Genomic DNA, 19582 nt, shown 5'->3' with positions numbered 1-19582 from the left:
ATTTGAGTATTTTTGCGCTGGGCGACACCCACCTGTCGCTGGCCAGCGACAAGCCGATGGACGTCTTTCCCGGCTGGTCGGGCTATCTGCCCAAACTCGAAAAAAATTGGCGCGACACCGTTGCGGACGGCGACACGGTGGTGATCCCCGGGGATGTGTCCTGGGCCATGTCGCTGGAGGAGGCGGCCACCGATTTTGCTTTTCTCGACAGCCTGCCGGGCCGCAAGATCTTGCTGAAGGGGAATCACGACTACTGGTGGTCCACCAAAAACAAGATGGACGGCTTTCTCGCTGAGCGGGGATTCACCACCCTCTCCATCCTCTCCAACGAGAGCTATCAGGTGGAGGGGGTCAACATCTGCGGCAGCAGGAGCTGGTTTTTTGAGGACACCGACCCCCACGACGCCAAGATCCGTGCCCGGGAGCTGGGGCGGATCCGGATGTCGCTGGAGAAGGCCGACCCCGCCCTGCCCATCCTCCTCTTTCTCCACTACCCGCCCGTCTACCGGGACTTTCTCTCCCAGGAGACCATCGACCTGATGGGGGAGTGGGGGATCACCCAGTGCTACTACGGCCACCTACACGGCAAGGCCATCCAGTGGGCCTTTGAGGGGGACTACGAGGGGATCGCCTTCCGCCTGGTCTCCGCCGACGCCCTGAACTTCTGCCCGCTGTGCATCAGGGAGTGACGGCAGCGCCCTGCAAATGCCATTTTGCCGCCAAAGCGGCGAAAAAGGTGAGAATCAGCCGCTCGGCCGGTTGCAATTGGCCGAATTGATGTGATATAATTACAAAGATAATTGTCTGTGACAAAATTAGGAGGAAGTATAATTATGAGCCTTAACAGTTCTACTAAAGTTGAGACCAACAAATACGAATTGGAGGTCTCGGTCGCTCCCGATGTGTTTGGCAGCGCGGTAGACAAGGTGTACCATAAGAACGCCAAGAAGATCAGCGTTCCCGGCTTCCGCAAGGGTAAGGCCCCCCGCCACCTCATCGAGAAGATGTACGGCGAGGGTATCTTCTTTGACGAGGCCATCAACGACGTGATGCCCGAGGCCTTTGTCGAGGCCGCCAAAGAGGCCGGCGTCGAGCCCGTCTCCACCCCCGAGGTCAGCGTCGAGTCGGTCAGCAAGGCGGACGGCCTGGTCTTCAAGGCCACCGTCATCGTCAAGCCCGAGGTCGAGGTCAAGGACTACAAGGGCATAAAGGCCCAGAAAACCGTCAACACTGTCACTGCCGCGCAGGTCAAGGCCGAGCTGGAGAAGATGCAGGACAGAAATGCCCGCATCATCACCGTGGAGGACGCGCCCGCCAAGTCCGGCGACACCGCCATCATCGACTTTGAGGGCTTTGTCGACGGTGTCGCCTTTGAGGGCGGCAAGGGCGAGGGTCACCCCCTGGTGCTGGGCAGCGGCCAGTTCATCCCCGGCTTTGAGGACCAGGTCATCGGCCACAAACCCGGCGAGGAGTTCGACGTGAACGTCACCTTCCCCGAGCAGTACCAGGCCGAGGAGCTGGCCGGCAAAGCGGCCACCTTCAAGGTGAAGGTGAACGAGCTCAAATCCAAAGAGCTGCCCGAGCTCGACGACGAGTTCGCCAAGGACGTCAGCGAGTTCGACACCCTGGACGAGCTGAAAAAGGACATCAAGAAAAAGCTGCAGGAGCAGGCCAACGCCCAGAGCGAGACCGAGCTGGAAAACAGCCTGGTGGACGCGGTCATCGAGAAGCTGGAGGGCGAGATCCCCGAGGTGATGTTTGAAAACCGCATCGACGAGATGGTGCAGGACTTCGACTACCGCCTGCAGTCCCAGGGGATGAACCTGCAGCTCTACCTGCAGTACACCGGCATGGAGATGGCCGATTTCCGCAAGACCTTCCGCGAGCAGGCCGAGAAGCAGGTCAAGATCCGCCTGGCCCTGGAGAAGATCGCCAAACTGGAAAAGATCGAGATCAGCGACGAGGCCGTCGAGGAAGAGATCGCCAAGATGGCAGAGAACTACCAGATGGAGCCCGAGAAGATCAAGAGCCTGGTCTCCCTGGACAACATCCGCGAGGACCTGGCTGTCAACAAGGCCATCGACCTGATCCGCGAGAGCGCCGAGGTCGAGGAGGTCAAACCCGCCAAGAAGACCGCGGCCAAGAAACCCGCTGCCAAAAAGGCCGCCAAGAAGGCCGAAGAGGACACCGAGGAAAAGTAAGCGGCATACATACCTCGCCTGAGGGGACTTTTGCAGCTAGGTGGGTAGAATCACTTTTGTTTGGAGGCGCATTGTAAATGAGTTTAGTACCTATGGTAGTGGAGCAGACCAGCCGGGGAGAGCGCTCTTACGACATCTACTCCCGCCTGCTCAACGACCGCATCATCATGCTCTGTGACGAGGTCAACGACCAGACCGCCAGCCTGGTGGTGGCCCAGCTGCTGTACCTGGAGGGGCAGGACCCCGACAAGGACATCATGCTCTACATCAACAGCCCGGGCGGCTCGGTGACCGCCGGCCTCGCCATCTACGACACCATGAACTACATCAAGTGCGATGTCTCCACCACCTGCATCGGGATGGCGGCGTCCATGGGGGCCTTCCTGCTCTCCAGCGGCGCAAAGGGCAAGCGCTTTGCCCTGCCCAACAGCGAGATCATGATCCACCAGCCCTCCGGCGGCAGCCAGGGGCAGGCGACCGACATCAAGATCCAGGCCGATCACATCCTCCGCACCAAAAAGCGGCTCAATGAGATCCTCGCCAAAAACACCGGGCAACCCCTGGAAGTGATCGAACAGGACACCGAGCGGGACAACTTCAAGAGCGCGCAGGAGGCCGTGGAGTACGGCCTGGTGGACAAAGTCATAGAGAAACGGTAGGGATTTTATTCAATGCCAAATCAAGATAACGGCAACAGCGGAAACATGCTGTTTTGCTCCTTCTGCGGCAAGTCGGCCGACGAGGTCTCCAAGCTCATCACCGGGCCGGGGGTCTACATCTGCGACGAGTGCGTCTCCCTCTGCCAGTCCTTTCTGGACGACGACGATTTTGCCCCCCAGAAGGGCGGCAAGGGGAAGGACACCAGCATCCACGTGCTCACCCCCAAGGAGATCAAGGCCATCCTCGACGAGTATGTGATCGGGCAGGACAGCGCCAAAAAGACCTTGGCGGTGGCCGTCTACAACCACTATAAGCGGCTGCTGGCCGGCCCCCAGGAAAACGGGGTGGAGCTGCAAAAGAGCAACATCCTGCTGCTGGGCCCCACCGGGGTGGGCAAGACCCTGCTGGCCCAGACCCTGGCGCACATCCTCAACGTCCCCTTCGCCATTGCCGACGCCACCACCCTGACCGAGGCGGGCTATGTGGGCGAGGACGTGGAGAACATCCTCCTCAAACTCATCCAGGCGGCGGACTTCGACGTGGAGCGGGCCGAGCACGGCATCATCTACCTCGACGAGATCGACAAGATCACCCGCAAGTCGGAAAACCCCTCCATCACCCGGGACGTGTCCGGCGAGGGGGTACAGCAGGCCCTGCTGAAGATGGTGGAAGGCACCGTTGCCAACGTCCCGCCCCAGGGTGGGCGCAAGCACCCCCAGCAGGAGTTCATCCAGATCGACACCTCCAACATCCTCTTCATCTGCGGCGGCGCCTTCGAGGGCATCGAGAAGATCATCGAAAAGAGGATCTCCTCCTCCGCCATGGGCTTTGGCGCCAACGTGGTGAGCAAAAAGGAGATGGCCGAGAGAAACCTGCTGGAGGAGATCGTCCCCCACGACCTGGTGAAATTCGGCATCATCCCCGAGCTGGTGGGCCGTCTGCCCATCATCAGCTCCCTGCGGGCGCTGGACGAGGACTCCCTGGTGAAGATCCTCTGCGAGCCCAAAAATGCGGTGCTCAAGCAGTATCAGGCCATGCTGGAGATGGACGGGGTCGAGCTGGAATTCACCCCGGAGGCCCTGCGGGCCGTGGCTCGCAAGAGCATCGAGCGCAAGACCGGCGCCCGGGGGCTGCGCTCCATCATGGAGGAGCTGCTCCAGGACGTGATGTACGAGATCCCCTCCCAGGAAAAGGTCAGCAAGGTCCAAATCGGGGAGAGGTGCGTCGAGGGCAAAGCGGAACCCGTCCTCACCTACGACGAGAAAAAGCGGCCAGTCCGCTTTTCCGGAAAGCTGACGGGCAAGCAAAAAGCCATTTAAACGCAAGTTGCAAAGGGGCGGCAAGGCCGTCCCTTTTTGCTGTCCTGTAAAGGAAAAAGACCCGCCCCGGGGAGCGGTGGAACAAATAAGAGTTATTTGGTGTATTTTGCTTGAAAAGAGGGGCAAAAGCAGCTATAATGAAGCGTAAATCCTTTCTGGCGTCGCCCTGTTTGAGCGGCCCCTTTCGACGAGAAATACGAGGTGATCTTTTGAATATAGAAAAACGCGGCGGCTCGGAGAGCATGCCCGCCATGGCCCTGCGGGGAATGGTCCTCTTCCCGGGCAACATCATGCACTTTGACGTGGGGCGGGACCAGTCCATCCGCGCGGTGGAGAGCGCCCTGGAGAGCGGCAGCAACCTCTTCGTGGTGGCCCAAAGGGACGTGCGGGTGGACGACCCCACCTCCGACGACCTGTACGAGTACGGCACTGTGGCCCGGGTCAAACAGCTCCTGAAGATGCCCGACGACGGTGTAAAGGTGCTGGCCAGAGGGCTCTACCGGGCCCGCGCGGTGGAACTGCAGGCCGGGGGAGAGATGCTGCAGGCCACCGTTGAGCGCAGCGACCTGCCCCAGCCCCGGCGGATCACCCCGACCCTGATCGCCAACGTGCGGGCGGCCAAACAGCTCTTTGAGGAGTATGTGGGCGCCGGCAACAAGGGGACGCCCAAAGAGGTGATCCTGGGGGTGCTGGGGGAGCAGGACCCGGGCCGCCTGGTGGAGCAGATCTGCCAGAGCGCCAACCTCCCCTATGAGTCCAAGCAGGAGATATTGGAGCAGCGCACTGTTTCCCGCCAGGTGGAGAAGCTGGTGATCGCCCTGGAGCGGGAAATCAACGTCCTCCTTATCGAGAAGGACATCTACGACAAGGTGCGGGTACAGTTGGACCAGAACCAGCGGGAATATGTCCTGCGCGAGCAGATGCACATCATCTCCGAGGAGCTGGGGGAGGACGGCGACGACGGCGAGCTGGAAGAGCTGCAAAAGAAGATCCAGGCGCTGGAACTGCCCCAGGAGACCCGGGAGCACTTTGAGAAAAACCTGAACCGGCTGGCCAAAATGCCCCAGGGCTCGCAGGAGGGCAGCGTCATCCAGACCTATTTGGAGACCTGCCTGGAACTGCCCTGGAACACCTATTCCAAGGTGAGCGCCAATCTGCAGACGGCGTCCAAGATCCTTGAGCGGGACCACTACGGCCTGAAAAAGGTCAAGGAGCGGATCCTCGAGTTCATCGCCGTCTCCAAGCTGGCCCCCAAAAACAGCGGTCAGATCCTCTGCCTGGTGGGCCCTCCGGGGGTGGGCAAGACCTCGATCGTCAAGTCCATCGCCGAGAGCATGGGCAGAAAGTACGTCCGCATCTCCCTGGGCGGGGTGCGGGACGAATCGGAGATCCGCGGCCACCGCAAGACCTATATCGGCTCGATGCCCGGGCGGATCGTCAAGGCCATGGCCCAGGCCAAGACCCAAAACCCCCTCATCCTCCTCGACGAGGTGGACAAACTGGGCAACGACTACAAGGGCGACCCCTCGTCGGCCCTGTTGGAGGTGCTGGACAAGGAGCAGAACCAGGCCTTCCGGGACCACTACATAGAGGTGCCCTACGACCTCAGCGACGTCCTCTTCATCACCTCGGCAAACGACGCCGCGGCCATCCCCGCCCCCCTCTACGACCGGATGGAGGTCATCGAGCTGGGCAGCTACACCGACGTGGAGAAGTACAACATCGCCAAGCGCCACCTCATCCCCAAGCAGATGAAGGCCCACGGGCTGGAGGCAGGGCAGCTCAAAATTTCCCGCGACGCCGTCTTTGAACTCATCGACGGCTACACCCGGGAGGCGGGCGTCCGCAGCTTAGAGCGGGAGATCGCCGGCCTCTGCCGCAAGGCGGCCAAAGAGGTGGTGGCGGGCGAAAAGGGGCTCTCGGTCACCAAGGCAAACCTCTCTCGGCTGATCGGCCACCGCCGCTTTGACCGGGAGGACGCCTCTCTCGAAAACAAGGTGGGCACCGTCACCGGCCTGGCCTGGACCTCGGTGGGCGGCACCACCCTGCCCATGGAGGCGGTGGTGCTGGAGGGCAGCGGAAAAATCGAGATCACCGGCTCTCTGGGCGATGTGATGCAGGAGTCGGCCAAGATCGCCGTCAGCTATGTGCGCAGCATCGCCGACCTCTACGACATCCCCCACAACTTCTACAAAAACCGGGACATCCACATCCACGCCCCCCAGGGCGCGATCCCCAAAGACGGGCCCTCGGCGGGGGTCACCATGGTGACTGCCCTGGTCTCGGCCCTGACTGAGCGGCCGGTGCGGGGCGAGGTGGCCATGACCGGCGAAATCGACCTGCACGGCAACGTGCTGCCCATCGGCGGTCTGAAGGAAAAGAGCATGGCCGCCTACAAAAACGGCTGCACCACCGTCTTGATCCCCAAGCGAAACCTCCCCGACTTGGAGGAGGTGGACCAGGAGGTCAAGGATCACCTGCACTTTGTGCCGGTGGAGACCATCTCCCAGGTGCTGGAGACCGCCCTGGTCAAACCGGCTGCACAGCCGCCCGAAGAGGTGGAGGAACTGCCCTCCGCCCCCCCGAGGAAGAAGGCGGGACCCGCCCGCCCGCGGGACACCCACATCCAACAGTAGGGAGGACGCCATGAACTTTAACGCCATTGAATTTTACGCCTCGTACGGGGTGTCGTCCCAGCTGCCCCCCAGCGACCGGGCGGAGATCGTCTTCTCCGGCCGCTCCAACGTGGGCAAGTCCTCCCTCATCAACAAGGTGGCCAACCGCAAGCGGCTGGCGCGGGTATCGGCCTCGCCGGGCAAGACGGTCACCATCAACTTCTTCACCGCTGGCCCCGGCTACATCGTCGACCTGCCCGGCTACGGCTACGCCAAGGTCTCCCGCTCCGAGAAGGAGCGCTGGGCCAAGTTGATGGAGGACTACTTTCACAGCGACCGGGACATCCGCCTGGTGGTGCAGCTGGTGGACATCCGCCACCAGCCCACCGCCGATGACCTGCAGATGATCAACTTCCTCATCGACAGCGAGATCCCCTTTCTCATCGCCCTGACCAAGGCCGACAAGCTGACGGCCAAGCAGAAGGAGAAGCGGCTGGAAGAGCTGCGGGAGGAGATCCCCTGCGGCGACCAGCTGCACCTGGTCGCCACCTCCGCCCAGACCTTTGAGGGCATCCCCGAGCTGCGGGGCATTTTGGAGGCCCTCTTGGAGGAGGATGACGGGGAGGACACAGCGGAAGAGTGCGAAGGGGAGGAGTGAGGAGATGTTCGTTTCCAAGAATTTGGACGTCAACAACCTGGGCCACCTGACCGTCGGCGGGCTGGACGCCGTCGCCCTGGCCGAGCGCTACGGCACCCCGCTCTACGTGATGGACGAGGACCTGATCCGGGAGAACTGCCGGGCCTTCAAACAGTCCATCGACCGCTACTACGACGGCAGGGGGCTCTGCACCTATGCCAGCAAGGCCTTTTGCTGTAAGGCGGTCTGCCGCATTGCCCAGGAGGAGGGGCTGGGATTGGACGTGGTGTCCAGTGGGGAGCTCTACACCGCCCTGCAGGCGGGCTTTCCCATGGAGCGGGTCTACTTTCACGGCAACAACAAGACTCCGGCCGAGCTGACCATGGCCCTGGAGAGCGGGGTCGGCCAAATCGTGGTGGACAATCTGGAAGAGCTGCAGCTCATCGGCAGCCTGTCTCGGGCCGCCGGGCGAGAGACCGACATCCTCTTTCGCATCAAGCCCGGCATCGACGCCCACACCCACGACTTCATCCGCACCGGGCAGATCGACTCCAAGTTCGGTCTGGCCCTGGAAAACGGCGAGGCCATGGAGGCCGTCGACGAGGCCATGGCCATGAAGGGGGTGCGGCTGAAGGGGCTGCACTGCCACATCGGCTCGCAGATTTTTGACATCGCCCCCTTCGAGTTGGCGGCCGAGGTGATGATCCGCTTTATGGGCGAGATCCAGCGCAGGTACGGCAAAACCTTGGAGATCCTCGACCTGGGGGGCGGCTTTGGCATCAAGTACGTCGACTCTGACAACCCCTCCAGCTACGACGAGTACATGCAGCGGGTCTCCAAAGTCATCCACCGCTGCTGCGGCGAGGAGGGGCTGCCCATCCCCTATGTGGTCATCGAGCCGGGGCGCTCCATTGTGGGGCCCGCCGGCACCACCCTCTACACCGTGGGATCGGTGAAGGAAATCAAAAATATCCGCACCTATGTGGCCATCGACGGGGGGATGACCGACAACCCCCGCTACGCCCTCTACCAGGCGGCCTACGACCTGCTGGTGGCCAACCGGGCGGCCGAGCCCAAGACCCAGACGGTCACGGTGGCGGGCAAGTGCTGCGAGAGCGGCGATTTGATCCAGGAAAACGCCCGCATCCAGGAGGTAGGGCCCGGCGACATCCTGGCGGTGCTGGCCACCGGGGCCTATAACTACTCTATGGCCTCCAACTACAACCGCATCCCCCGCCCGCCGGTGGTGATGGTCTCCCAGGGGGAGAGCCGCCTGGTTGTCCGCCGGGAGAGCCTGGAGGACCTGCTGCGAAACGACCTCTGAGCGGGGAGAGTGCTCCGGCCCCCCTTGAGACAGCTTGTGAAAGCGCGCGGAAACCGGTGTTTCGGCGCGCTTTTTCTTGGGCGAACTGCCGGATTTCTCCATCCCCGCCACAAAAGTCGCAGGGAAGCCTTTACTTTCACAATTTAAGGTGTTAAACTTTAAACCAAGATGATTTGGAAAGGCGGGTTTTTCATTGAACAGCAATCTGTCAAGAGATACCTTTGACGACCTGTTTTCGGCGATCGTGTCCATCGACAACCTGGACGACTGCTATGACTTTTTTGACGACCTCTGCACCATTCAGGAGCTCAAGGCCATTGCCCAGCGCTTTCACGTGGCGCGGATGCTGCGGCAGAAAAAGGTCTACAGCGACATCGTCAAGGAGACCGGCGCCTCGACGGCGACCATCAGCCGGGTCAACCGCTCCCTTCTCTACGGGTGCGGCGGCTACGACAAACTGCTGGACTCGATGGCGGGAGAGACCGACCTTGAAGGATAGACAGCAGAATTTCTACGGCAATTTTGCCGGCTTTTACGACGCCCTCACCGAAAACGTGGACAGGGCGCGTATGGCCGGCTTTATTGTGGAAAAGCTGGCAGAGCAGGGGATCGGCGGCGGCATCGTGCTGGACGCCGGCTGCGGGACGGGGGAACTCTGCCTGCGCCTTGCCCGGGCCGGGTACGACCTCATCGGCGCCGACCCCTCGGAGGAGATGCTGGAGATCGCCCGGGAGCGGGTGATGGGTAGCGGGGAGGACATCCTGCTGCTGGGCCAGGGGATGGAGGAGCTCGACCTGTACGGGACCATCCGCGCCGCCGTCTCCACCCTGGACACCGTCAACCACCTGCCCGACCGGGAGGCGGTCCGCCGCGCCTTCTCCCGCGTCTCCCTGTTCATGGAGGAGGGCGGCGTCTTTCTCTTTGACGTCAACACCCGCTACAAGCACGCCCAGGTGCTGGGGAACAACGCCTACCTCTACGACCTGGGCGACCTCTACTGCGGCTGGCAGAACGAGTGGCGGGAGGAAGAAGGGGTGACCGACATCTCCCTCACCTTTTTTGAAGAGGGGGAGGACGGCCGGTTTGACCGCTATGACGAGTGTTTTTCAGAGACCTGGTATGCCCCTGAATTTTTACAGACGGCCTTGGAAGAGGCTGGATTTGCGCTGCTGCAGCGCTTTGACGGGTATCGTGACCGCCCGGTGACAGAGAAGAGCCAGCGGGTGGTATACCTGGCCAAGAAGGAGGGAAAATAGATGGGACGTGTACTGCGCGCCATCAGTGAAAATGGGGGAGTGGTGATGACCGCCATCGACTCCACCGACATTGTCGCCCGGGCCGAGCAGATCCACGAGAGCTCTGCCGTGGTCACCGCCGCCCTGGGCAGGTTGCTCACCGCTGCCTCCATCATGGGCTGCGGCCTAAAGGGGAAGGAACAGAGCGTCACCCTGCGCCTCAGCGGCGGGGGGCCGGCGGGGAATGTCATCGCCGTCTCCGACGCCTGGGGCAATGTGCGGGGCACCGTCAGCCGGCCGGTGGTGGAACTGCCCCTCAACCCCTACGGAAAGCTGGATGTGGGCGGCGCGGTGGGGCGGGAAGGCACCTTGACGGTCATCCGCGACACCGGCATGAAAGACCCCTATGTGGGCAGTGTGCCCCTGGTGAGCGGCGAGGTGGCCGAGGACGTGACCGCCTACTACGCCGCCAGCGAGCAGATCCCCACCGTCTGCGCCCTGGGGGTGCTGGTCAACCCCGACCTGACGGTGCGGGCGGCCGGCGGCTTTTTGGTGCAGCTTCTCCCCGGCGCGCTGGAGGAGGAGATCGAGCAGCTGGAGGGCAACCTCAAAGAGCTGCCCTCCGTCACCCAGATGCTCGAGGGCGGGATGTCTCTGGAGCAGATCATCGAGCGGGTGCTCGACGGTTTTGCCCCCAATATCCTGGACGAGTTCCCGGTGGAGTACCGCTGCAACTGCTCCCGCCAGCGGGTGGAGAAGGCGCTGCTCAGCCTGGGGAATGAGGAGCTGCAGGAAATGATCGACGAGGGAGAGCCGGTGGAGGTCTGCTGCCACTTCTGTGAAAAAAAATACAACTTCACCCAAGAAGAGCTAAAAAATTTGAAAAATCCTATTGACAGATAAACACATCTCCTGTATACTAATAAACGTTGTCGGACAAGAAACGGCAACCCTGAGAGAGGTCAAAAGTTCTGCTTTTCTCTTTCAGTTGGTATACATGGCCCGGTAGTTCAGTTGGTTAGAACGCTAGCCTGTCACGCTAGAGGTCGAGGGTTCGAGCCCCTTCCGGGTCGCCAATGTGTGCCTCTGTAGCTCAGTCGGTAGAGCAGAGGACTGAAAATCCTCGTGTCATTGGTTCGATTCCGATCGGAGGCACCATTTCCGCGGGTTTAGCTCATCTGGTAGAGCGCCACCTTGCCAAGGTGGAGGTAGCGAGTTCGAGCCTCGTAACCCGCTCCACAAAAAGGCGCTAAGAAATTAGCGCCTTCCGTTTTACAAAGCCGGTTATGCAGATATTTTGTATAACCGTGAATATGGCGCCATAGCCAAGCGGTAAGGCAGAGGTCTGCAAAACCTTTATCCCCAGTTCAATTCTGGGTGGCGCCTCCAACAGCAAACAGCTGTCTTTGATGAAATGCAAAGGCAGCTGTTTTTCGTCGCACAGCTGCGCTGCACTGTGGTATACTGAAAAGAAAACGGCGGGGTTGGCCGCCGGGAGGAGAGGGCTATGGAACAGACGGTCATCGGGCTGGAGCACGAGATGTGGGAGGCGGTCCTCCGCAGAGATGGGGACGCCTTTCGGCGCCTTGTCTCGCCAAATGCGGTGATGATATGCGGCGGTTACCGCTGCGGTGGCAGCGAGTACGCAGAGATGGTCGCCGACTTTTCCATTTCCGAATACACAATCGAGCAGATGGAGGTCGTCAGTGCCAGCGAGGACGAGGTGATTTTGCACTACCTGCTCCGGGTGGCCGTCGACAACAGCCGCGACGCGGATTTGGCCGGCCTCTTTCACGTGGTCTCCGTCTGGAAGTGCGCCGGCGGCAGCTGGAACTTGATTTTGAACATGGACGCGAGGATCGTCGAGGGGTGACGCCCCTCTTTTAAAGGAGAGGCGCGCGGCTTTTGCCGGCGGGAGAGGGGAGGTGTTTGGCAGATGGAGGAGCGCACGGAAATCCGCCTGCCGGTCCGTCAATTGGTGGCGCTCACCACCCAGAGCGGCTCCATTGACAGCCGGTTTGCAGGGGCCGACCGGGCCCAGGAGGGCTCGCGCATCCACCGGAAGCTGCAGCGGCAGGAGGAGGGATACCAACCCGAGGTGACCCTCTCCATCCACCTGGTTTACCGGGACATCCCCTTTTGGATCCAGGGGCGGGCCGACGGCATCCTCCAGGAGGAGGGGGAAACGGTCATCGACGAAATCAAGACGGTGGCTGTCTCGCTGGATTCCATCGGGCCGGAGGACAACGCCGCCTACTGGGCGCAGGCCCTCTGCTACGGCTACATCTATGCCCTGCAGGAGGGGAAGGAGCGCCTCACCCTGCGCCTGACCTACTACCAAATCGACACCGACGAGATCCTCCGCCACCGCCGCAGCCTGGATTTTGCCCAGTTGGAGGAGGGCTTTTTCGACCTGCTCTCCCGCTACCAGGTGTGGGCCGACTTCTGGCAGGGCTGGACGGCCCAGCGCGACGCCAGCATCGCCTCCGCCTCCTTTCCCTTTGCGCGCTACCGCGAGGGCCAGCGGCGGATGATGGGCGCCGTCTACAAGACCATCCAAGAGAGGGGCCGCCTCTACTGCCAGGCCCCCACCGGGGTGGGCAAGACCATCTCCTCCCTCTTTCCCGCCGTCAAGGCGGTGGGGGAGGGGATGGCGGAAAAGCTCTTTTACCTCACCGCAAAGACGGTGGCCCGCCGGGCAGCGGAGGAAGGGCTTGTCAAACTGCGGGAGAGCGGCCTGCGCTTTCGCAGCGTCTCCCTGACCGCAAAGGACAAAATCTGCTTTTTGGAGGAGCGCGCCTGCAACCCCGACGACTGTCCCTATGCAAACGGCCATTTTGACCGGGTCTCCGATGCGGTGATGGAGCTGCTTCACGGGCCGGACGGCATCGGCAGGGAGGAGATCGAGGCCTGCGCCAGAAAGCACCGTGTCTGCCCCTTTGAGCTGGGGCTGGACGTCACCCTGTGGAGCGACTGCATCATCTGCGACTACAACTACCTCTTCGACCCGCAGGTCTACCTCAAGCGCTTTTTTTCGGAGGAGCGCCAGGGCGACTATGTCTTTTTGATCGACGAGGCCCACAATCTGGCCGACCGGGCGCGGGAGATGTTTTCGGCCCGGCTCTACAAGTCAAAGGTATTGGAGATCAAGCGGCTGCTGGGGAAAGACGCCGGCAGCAAAAAGCTCAGCTCTGCCCTCGCCAAGGTCAACAGCGCCATGGTGGCCATGCGAAAGGAGTGCGGGGAGGAGCGGTTCCTCCTCAAAAAAGAGCAGGACAGCGACTTTATCGACCGCCTCGCTGTCCTCAAGGGCCGGTGTGAGGAGTGGCTGGACCGCCACAAGGCCGATTCCCGCTTACAGGCGGTGCTCTCCTTTTACTTTGAGGTCAACAGCTACCTCAAGATCGCCCAGCTTTTTGACGAGCGGTATGTCCTCTTCTGCGAGAAAAGGGGGACAGAGGTGATCAGCAAACAGTACTGCGTCGACCCCTCCTACCTGCTGGGGCAGGCGATGGAGCGAGGGAGAGCGGCGGTCCTCTTTTCCGCCACCCTCTCGCCCATTCAGTATTTTGCCACCGTTTTGGGCGGCGGGGAGGGGAGCAAGGTCTGTACCCTGCCCTCGCCCTACCCGGCGCAAAACCTCTGCCTGCTGGTGGACGACGCCATCTCCACCAAGTACAACCGGCGGGAGGAGAGTATCGCCGCCGTCAGCGAGGCCATCTGGCAGGTGGTCTCCGCCAGAGAGGGCAACTACATCGCCTACTTCCCCTCCTATAAATATATAGAGATGGTCTGCGAGCGCTTTCGGGACGAGCACCCCGAAATTACCCTGGCGGTGCAGACCGGGGAGATGGACGAGGGGGAGCGGGAGGCCTTTTTGGCCCGCTTTGACGCCCCCGCCCAGGGCAGTAGTCTGTTGGGCTTTTGCGTGCTGGGGGGGATCTACGCCGAGGGGATCGACCTGCAAGGGGAGCGGCTCATCGGCAGCATCGTGGTGGGGGTCGGCCTGCCCCAGCTAAACCCCGAGACCGACGTCATCCGCGACTACTACGAGGGTCAAAACCGCATGGGGTTTGCCTTTGCCTATCAGTTCCCCGGCATGAACAAGGTGCTGCAGGCAGCGGGTCGGGTGATTCGCAGCGAGGGGGACAGGGGGGTGGTCCTCCTGATAGACGAGCGATTTTCGGCCCCCCGCTACCGCCAGCTCTTCCCCGAACACTGGCGCCACGCCCGGACGGTCCGCTCCCCAGAGGCCATTGCCCAGGCGCTGACGGCCTTTTGGGAGGGGGAGGAGGAGCGCGCGCTCTAGCGGGGAAAAGCTCCCCCGAAAAAGAGAAAAAATGCGAAAGTTTCTATTGACAGAAGTGGGTGGATATAGTAAAATAAATCTCGTCGCTGAAGGGATGAGTTACAGCGGTTGTGAGGGGGAGCATAGCTCAGCTGGGAGAGCATCTGCCTTACAAGCAGGGGGTCACAGGTTCGAGCCCTGTTGTTCCCACCATATATGGCCCGGTAGTTCAGTTGGTTAGAACGCTAGCCTGTCACGCTAGAGGTCGAGGGTTCGAGCCCCTTCCGGGTCGCCAGTTTGGCCTCTGTAGCTCAGTCGGTAGAGCAGGGGACTGAAAATCCCCGTGTCGGTGGTTCGATTCCGCCCGGAGGCACCAAATTATGCGGGTTTAGCTCATCTGGTAGAGCGCCACCTTGCCAAGGTGGAGGTAGCGAGTTCGAGCCTCGTAACCCGCTCCACAAAAAGGCGCTAAGAAATTAGCGCCTTCCGTTTTACAAAGTCGGTTATGCAGATATTTTGTATAACCGTGAATACGGCGCCATAGCCAAGCGGTAAGGCAGAGGTCTGCAAAACCTTTATCCCCAGTTCAATTCTGGGTGGCGCCTCCATATAAAAGAAAGCCCTGAACCAAAAAGTTCAGGGCTTTCTTTTATGCTGCCAGGGAGGGGGCCGAAGGGACGAGACATAACCCCTGCCAAAACAGCATACCTTTACCGAGAGGTGAAAAATATGCTGTTTGTCGCAAAAAGGTGCAAGCCCCCCTATCTCCTGCTGGGAATCTCGGTCCTGTTGGCCCTGGTCATCACCCTCTGCAACTTCACGACCTTTGCCATTGCCAGCGACGCCGACCTCAAAAAGAGTCCGGTCATCATCCTGGACGCGGGTCACGGCGGCTTTGATTCCGGTGCGACATCGGGTTCGGTGGTGGAGAAGGACATCAACCTGCAAATTGCCCTCAAGCTGCGGGACACCCTGGCCTTTCAGGGGTACACCGTCATCATGACCAGAGAGCAGGACACCTCCACCGAGAGCGAGGGAAAAAATCTCTCACAGCGCAAGAAGTCAGACATGCGAAATCGCCTTAAATTGATCAATGACCACCCCAACGCCATCTTTCTCTCCATCCATCAAAACTCCTACCAGAGCGCCAACAAGGGTTCCCAGGTATTTTACAACAAGAAAAACGCCGAGGGGGAGCTGTTGGCCAAGTGTATCCAGCAGACCATCCGCGCCAATTTGCAGCCCGAGAGCCACCGGGAGCACAAGCCCTCCGGCAAGGAGTACTTTCTGCTGGAAAACAGCACCACACCGGGGGTCCTCATCGAGTGCGGCTTCATCTCCAATTCGGAGGAGCTGGCAAAACTCAAAGACAGCAGCTACCAGCAGCAGTTGGCCCTCTGCATTTATCAGGGGCTCTGTACCTACCTGGAGCAGTCCTCTCAGTGGCAGGAGTCCCGTTAAAAGACAGAAAACCGTGCCCTCGCACCCAATGGGGAGCGAGGGCATTTTTCGTGTGACAGAGGAAAAGGGCGGGGGAGAGGTTCAAGCAAAAATAAGCATTATAATTTCTGCCTGAAAAGGCTTTTCTTATGCAAATTGACAGGGTATAATAGGAATAAAGTGAGATGGCAAATCAACAATTTTCTGTCGGAAAAGGGGGAAGGCCATCAATTTGATGATAAAATCTGCTCAAACAGAAAAAGAATTGTTGGGGAAATAGAAAGTGAAGGACATCGTTAAAAAATTATCAATTGCCACTTGAAAAAAGCTCGCCATGCTATATACTTGGATATAGTAAGCAGAGCCACCCAACAACCGCATTGGAGGAAAATCAGTATGGCGAAGAAAAACGAAACCGCACCTGTCCTCATTGACAGCGTCGAGGCGCTGATCGCAAAAATGAAGGCAATGAGAGAGGCGCAGAAGGAATTTGCGACCTTTACTCAGGAACAAGTCGACAAGATTTTCTATGAAGCAGCTATGGCGGCCAACAAGCAGCGCATCCCGCTGGCCAAAATGGCGGTCGAAGAGACCGGCATGGGCGTTGTGGAAGACAAGGTCATCAAAAACCACTACGCCGCCGAATACATCTACAACGCCTATAAGGACACCAAGACCTGCGGCGTTGTCGAGGAAGACCCCGCCTTTGGCATTCAGAAGGTGGCCGAGCCCATCGGCCTGGTGGCTGCGGTCATCCCCACCACCAACCCCACCTCGACTGCCATCTTCAAGACCCTGATTTCCCTGAAGACCCGCAATGCCATCATCATCAGCCCCCACCCCCGCGCCAAGAACTGCACCATCGCCGCCGCCAAGGTGGTTTTGGAGGCAGCGGTCAAGGCCGGCGCCCCCGAGGGCATCATCGGCTGGATCGACGTCCCCTCGCTGGAGTTGACCAATGAGGTCATGCGGAGCGCCGACATCATCCTCGCCACCGGCGGCCCCGGCATGGTGAAGGCGGCTTACTCTTCCGGCAAACCCGCCCTGGGCGTGGGCGCCGGCAACACCCCCGTCATCATCGACGACACCGCCGATGTGCGGATGGCCGTCAACTCCATCATCCACTCCAAGACCTTCGACAACGGCATGATCTGCGCCTCCGAGCAGTCGGTCACCGTGCTGGACAAAGTCTACCAGCAGGCCAAGGACGAATTTGCCTACCGCGGCTGCTACTTCCTGAAAAAAGACGAGATCGAGAAGGTCCGCAAGACCATCCTCATCAACGGCTCTCTCAATGCCAAGATCGTCGGTCAGTCCGCCTACACCATCGCCAAGCTGGCTGGGGTCAACGTGCCCGAGAGCACCAAGATCCTCATCGGCGAGGTCGAGTCGGTGGACATCTCTGAAGAGTTTGCCCATGAGAAACTCTCCCCGGTGCTGGCCATGTACCGCGCCAAGAGCTTTGACGAGGCCCTGCAGAAGGCCGCTCAGCTGGTCGCCGACGGCGGCTACGGCCACACCGCCTCCCTCTACGTGCACCCCGCCCAGAAGGAGAAGATTGCCAAGCACGCGGCTGCCATGAAGACCTGCCGCGTCCTCATCAACACCCCCTCCTCCCACGGCGGCATCGGCGACCTCTACAACTTCAAGCTGGCTCCCTCCCTGACCCTGGGCTGCGGCTCCTGGGGCGGCAACTCGGTTTCTGAAAACGTGGGCGTGAAACACCTGCTGAACATCAAAACCGTGGCCGAGAGGAGAGAGAATATGCTCTGGTTCAGAACCCCTGAAAAGGTCTACTTCAAGAAGGGCTGCATGCCGGTCGCTCTGGACGAGCTGGGCAAGGTCATGAACAAGAAGAAGGCCTTCATCGTCACCGATACCTTCCTGTACAAAAACGGCTATGTCCACCCCATTGAGGCCAAACTCGACGAAATGGGCATTCAGCACACCTGCTTCTTCGACGTGGCCCCCGACCCGACCCTGGGCTGCGCCAAGGCCGGCGCCAAGGCCATGGCCGACTTTGAGCCCGACACCATCATCGCCCTGGGCGGTGGTTCCGCCATGGACGCCGCCAAGATCATGTGGGTGATGTACGAGCATCCCGACGTGAACTTTGAGGATATGGCCATGGACTTCATGGACATCCGCAAGCGCGTTTACACCTTCCCGAAGATGGGGGAGAAGGCCTACTTTGTCGCCATCCCGACCTCTTCCGGCACCGGCTCCGAGGTGACCCCCTTCGCCATCATCACCGACGAGAACAGCGGCGTGAAATACCCCCTGGCCGACTACGAGCTGCTGCCGAACATGGCTATCGTCGACGTGGACAACATGATGACCCAGCCCAAGGGCCTGACCAGCGCCTCCGGCATTGACGTCATGACCCACGCCCTGGAAGCCTATGTCTCCATCATGGCCTCCGACTACACCGACGGCCTGGCCCTCAAAGCCATCAAGAGCGTCTTTGAGTACCTGCCCTCCGCCTACGAGAACGGCGCCAACGACCCCAAGGCCAGAGAGATGATGGCCAACGCCTCCTGCCTGGCCGGCATGGCCTTCGCCAACGCCTTCCTGGGCCTCAACCACTCCATGGCGCACAAACTGGGCGCCTTCCACCACCTGCCCCACGGCGTGGCCAACGCAGTCATCCTCACCGAGGTTATGCGCTTCAACGCCGTTGAAGTCCCCACCAAGATGGGCACCTTCTCCCAGTACGAGTACCCCCATGCCCTGGCCCGCTATGCCGAGATTGGCCGTTTTGTCGGCCTGAGCGGCAAAAACGACCAGGAGGTCTTCGACAAGCTCTGCGCCAAGCTGGAAGAGCTCAAAGAGACCATCGGCATCAAGAAGACCATCAAGGACTACGGGGTCGACGAGAAGTACTTCCTGGATACCCTGGACGACATGGTGGAGCAGGCCTTTGACGACCAGTGCACCGGCGCCAACCCCCGCTATCCGCTCATGAAGGAGATCAAAGAGATCTACCTGAAGTGCTACTACGGCAAGTAAGCAAACGCGCCGTCTATTCGCCAATCCCCACCTGGAAGGAGTAAGTGAATCATGAAATTGGAAGAAAAGGATCTCATCGTAGCGCGCCCTTACAAAAAAGTCTATCTCTCCGGCGACAGCGTGGTCAAGGTCTTTGAGGAGTCCCATCCCAAGAAATACGTCTTCAACGAGGCGCTGAACCAGGCCATCGTTGAGGAGACCGGCCTGAACACCGCCAAGGTTCAGGAAGTTTCCCAGATCGACGGGAAATGGGCCCTGGTGTTGGAGCGCAAGCGCGGCAAGACCATGGAAGAGGTCATGGATGAAGACCCGGCCAACCTGGAAAAATACATGGACCAGTTTGTCTCTCTGCAGCTCGAGATGCACAGCAAACAGGCTCCCATGCTCAACAAGCTCAAGGACAAACTCAACCGCCAGATCAGCAGCCTGACCGCCATCAGCGCCACCACCCGGTACGAGCTGCACACCCGCCTGGACAGCATGCCCAAGCACGTGAAGGTCTGCCACGGCGACTTTATCCCCAGCAACGTCATCGTCGGCGAGGACGGCAGTCTGACCGTCATTGACTGGGCCCATGCGACCCAGGGCAACGCCAGTGCCGATGCGGCCATGACCTACCTTCTGTTTGCCCTGAAAGACCAGAAGAAGGCCGACATGTATCTGCGCCTGTTCTGCGAGAAGAGCGATACCGCCCTGCAGTACGTGCAGCGCTGGCTGCCCATCGTGGCTGCCGCCCAGCTGACCAAGCACAACGATCTGGAGCAGGACTTCCTGATGCGCTGGATCGACGTGGTGGAGTACGAATAAGAGCCGCTTCTCTCAATGAAAAAAGAGACCGCCGAGGCGGTCTCTTT

At 60.3% G+C, this 19582-nt stretch carries 15 protein-coding genes and 9 tRNA genes; all 24 read left to right on the top strand.

Annotated features, from left to right (window positions below):
* Positions 1-2: 2 nt before the first annotated feature.
* The 24 genes from BN3266_RS10740 to BN3266_RS10625 all read left to right on the top strand — a co-directional run bounded on the left by BN3266_RS10740 (position 3) and on the right by BN3266_RS10625 (position 19535).
* Positions 3-689, top strand: a complete 687-nt coding sequence (locus tag BN3266_RS10740; protein ID WP_059005135.1) for a metallophosphoesterase — start codon at positions 3-5, stop codon at positions 687-689.
* Positions 690-833: 144 nt separating this feature from the next.
* Positions 834-2201, top strand: a complete 1368-nt coding sequence (tig, locus tag BN3266_RS10735; RefSeq protein WP_021659170.1) for a trigger factor — start codon at positions 834-836, stop codon at positions 2199-2201.
* Between the two features lie 77 nt (positions 2202-2278).
* On the top strand, positions 2279-2860 hold the full coding sequence (gene clpP, locus BN3266_RS10730) for an ATP-dependent Clp endopeptidase proteolytic subunit ClpP (RefSeq protein ID WP_044992346.1): 582 nt from the start codon (positions 2279-2281) through the stop codon (positions 2858-2860).
* Between the two features lie 12 nt (positions 2861-2872).
* Positions 2873-4180, top strand: coding sequence for an ATP-dependent Clp protease ATP-binding subunit ClpX (clpX, locus tag BN3266_RS10725; RefSeq protein ID WP_044992345.1), 1308 nt, complete (start codon positions 2873-2875; stop codon positions 4178-4180).
* Positions 4181-4422: 242 nt separating this feature from the next.
* On the top strand, positions 4423-6816 hold the full coding sequence (gene lon / locus BN3266_RS10720) for an endopeptidase La (protein ID WP_059005134.1): 2394 nt from the start codon (positions 4423-4425) through the stop codon (positions 6814-6816).
* Between the two features lie 10 nt (positions 6817-6826).
* Positions 6827-7453 (top strand): ribosome biogenesis GTP-binding protein YihA/YsxC, encoded by a 627-nt coding sequence (gene yihA, locus BN3266_RS10715; protein WP_059005133.1) that lies wholly within the window; start codon positions 6827-6829, stop codon positions 7451-7453.
* Between the two features lie 4 nt (positions 7454-7457).
* On the top strand, positions 7458-8756 hold the full coding sequence (lysA, locus tag BN3266_RS10710; RefSeq protein ID WP_059005132.1) for a diaminopimelate decarboxylase: 1299 nt from the start codon (positions 7458-7460) through the stop codon (positions 8754-8756).
* A gap of 193 nt (positions 8757-8949) precedes the next feature.
* The gene (locus BN3266_RS10705) at positions 8950-9255 is read left to right on the top strand and encodes a YerC/YecD family TrpR-related protein (RefSeq protein ID WP_021659164.1); all 306 of its coding nucleotides are present in this window, start codon (positions 8950-8952) and stop codon (positions 9253-9255) included.
* A complete protein-coding gene (locus BN3266_RS10700) occupies positions 9245-10012 on the top strand; it encodes a class I SAM-dependent DNA methyltransferase (protein WP_059005131.1) in 768 nt (255 codons plus the stop codon). Before BN3266_RS10705 ends, BN3266_RS10700 begins: the two co-directional genes overlap by 11 nt.
* Positions 10013-10894, top strand: coding sequence for an Hsp33 family molecular chaperone HslO (hslO, locus tag BN3266_RS10695; RefSeq protein ID WP_059005130.1), 882 nt, complete (start codon positions 10013-10015; stop codon positions 10892-10894).
* Between the two features lie 96 nt (positions 10895-10990).
* A tRNA-Asp gene (locus BN3266_RS10690) sits at positions 10991-11067 on the top strand.
* A gap of 6 nt (positions 11068-11073) precedes the next feature.
* Positions 11074-11149, top strand: a tRNA-Phe gene (locus tag BN3266_RS10685).
* 5 nt (positions 11150-11154) lie between these two features.
* Positions 11155-11230 (top strand) — tRNA-Gly (locus BN3266_RS10680).
* Positions 11231-11306: 76 nt separating this feature from the next.
* Positions 11307-11380 (top strand) — tRNA-Cys (locus BN3266_RS10675).
* Positions 11381-11498: 118 nt separating this feature from the next.
* On the top strand, positions 11499-11864 hold the full coding sequence (locus BN3266_RS10670) for a nuclear transport factor 2 family protein (protein ID WP_059005129.1): 366 nt from the start codon (positions 11499-11501) through the stop codon (positions 11862-11864).
* Positions 11865-11927: 63 nt separating this feature from the next.
* Positions 11928-14300, top strand: coding sequence for an ATP-dependent DNA helicase (locus BN3266_RS10665; protein WP_059005128.1), 2373 nt, complete (start codon positions 11928-11930; stop codon positions 14298-14300).
* Between the two features lie 116 nt (positions 14301-14416).
* Positions 14417-14492: transfer RNA gene (locus tag BN3266_RS10660), tRNA-Val, on the top strand.
* A gap of 5 nt (positions 14493-14497) precedes the next feature.
* Positions 14498-14574 (top strand) — tRNA-Asp (locus BN3266_RS10655).
* Positions 14575-14579: 5 nt separating this feature from the next.
* Positions 14580-14655: transfer RNA gene (locus tag BN3266_RS10650), tRNA-Phe, on the top strand.
* Positions 14656-14661: 6 nt separating this feature from the next.
* Positions 14662-14737, top strand: a tRNA-Gly gene (locus tag BN3266_RS10645).
* 76 nt (positions 14738-14813) lie between these two features.
* Positions 14814-14887, top strand: a tRNA-Cys gene (locus tag BN3266_RS10640).
* Positions 14888-15008: 121 nt separating this feature from the next.
* Positions 15009-15740, top strand: coding sequence for an N-acetylmuramoyl-L-alanine amidase (locus BN3266_RS10635; protein WP_059005127.1), 732 nt, complete (start codon positions 15009-15011; stop codon positions 15738-15740).
* Between the two features lie 375 nt (positions 15741-16115).
* Complete coding sequence (adhE, locus tag BN3266_RS10630; RefSeq protein ID WP_021659157.1) at positions 16116-18728, top strand: bifunctional acetaldehyde-CoA/alcohol dehydrogenase; 2613 nt, start codon at positions 16116-16118, stop codon at positions 18726-18728.
* Between the two features lie 51 nt (positions 18729-18779).
* Complete coding sequence (locus BN3266_RS10625; RefSeq protein ID WP_021659156.1) at positions 18780-19535, top strand: phosphotransferase family protein; 756 nt, start codon at positions 18780-18782, stop codon at positions 19533-19535.
* Positions 19536-19582 lie beyond the last annotated feature (47 nt).

Origin of the sequence: Bittarella massiliensis (ex Durand et al. 2017) (assembly GCF_001486165.1) — a bacterium.
GTDB lineage: Bacteria > Bacillota > Clostridia > Oscillospirales > Ruminococcaceae > Bittarella > Bittarella massiliensis.
The sequence above is the reverse complement of the archived record's forward strand: the minus strand, read 5'-3'. Positions and strand labels throughout refer to the sequence as shown.

Bases quoted from the DNA above. Each gene is read 5' to 3' on its own strand.
- tig (WP_021659170.1), top strand. From the start codon at position 834: ATGAGCCTTAACAGTTCTACTAAAGTTGAGACCAACAAATACGAATTG.
- clpP (WP_044992346.1), top strand. From the start codon at position 2,279: ATGAGTTTAGTACCTATGGTAGTGGAGCAGACCAGCCGGGGAGAGCGC.
- clpX (WP_044992345.1), top strand. From the start codon at position 2,873: ATGCCAAATCAAGATAACGGCAACAGCGGAAACATGCTGTTTTGCTCC.
- lon (WP_059005134.1), top strand. From the start codon at position 4,423: ATGCCCGCCATGGCCCTGCGGGGAATGGTCCTCTTCCCGGGCAACATC.
- yihA (WP_059005133.1), top strand. From the start codon at position 6,827: ATGAACTTTAACGCCATTGAATTTTACGCCTCGTACGGGGTGTCGTCC.
- lysA (WP_059005132.1), top strand. From the start codon at position 7,458: ATGTTCGTTTCCAAGAATTTGGACGTCAACAACCTGGGCCACCTGACC.
- hslO (WP_059005130.1), top strand. From the start codon at position 10,013: ATGGGACGTGTACTGCGCGCCATCAGTGAAAATGGGGGAGTGGTGATG.
- BN3266_RS10670 (WP_059005129.1), top strand. From the start codon at position 11,499: ATGGAACAGACGGTCATCGGGCTGGAGCACGAGATGTGGGAGGCGGTC.
- BN3266_RS10665 (WP_059005128.1), top strand. From the start codon at position 11,928: ATGGAGGAGCGCACGGAAATCCGCCTGCCGGTCCGTCAATTGGTGGCG.
- BN3266_RS10635 (WP_059005127.1), top strand. From the start codon at position 15,009: ATGCTGTTTGTCGCAAAAAGGTGCAAGCCCCCCTATCTCCTGCTGGGA.
- adhE (WP_021659157.1), top strand. From the start codon at position 16,116: ATGGCGAAGAAAAACGAAACCGCACCTGTCCTCATTGACAGCGTCGAG.
- BN3266_RS10625 (WP_021659156.1), top strand. From the start codon at position 18,780: ATGAAATTGGAAGAAAAGGATCTCATCGTAGCGCGCCCTTACAAAAAA.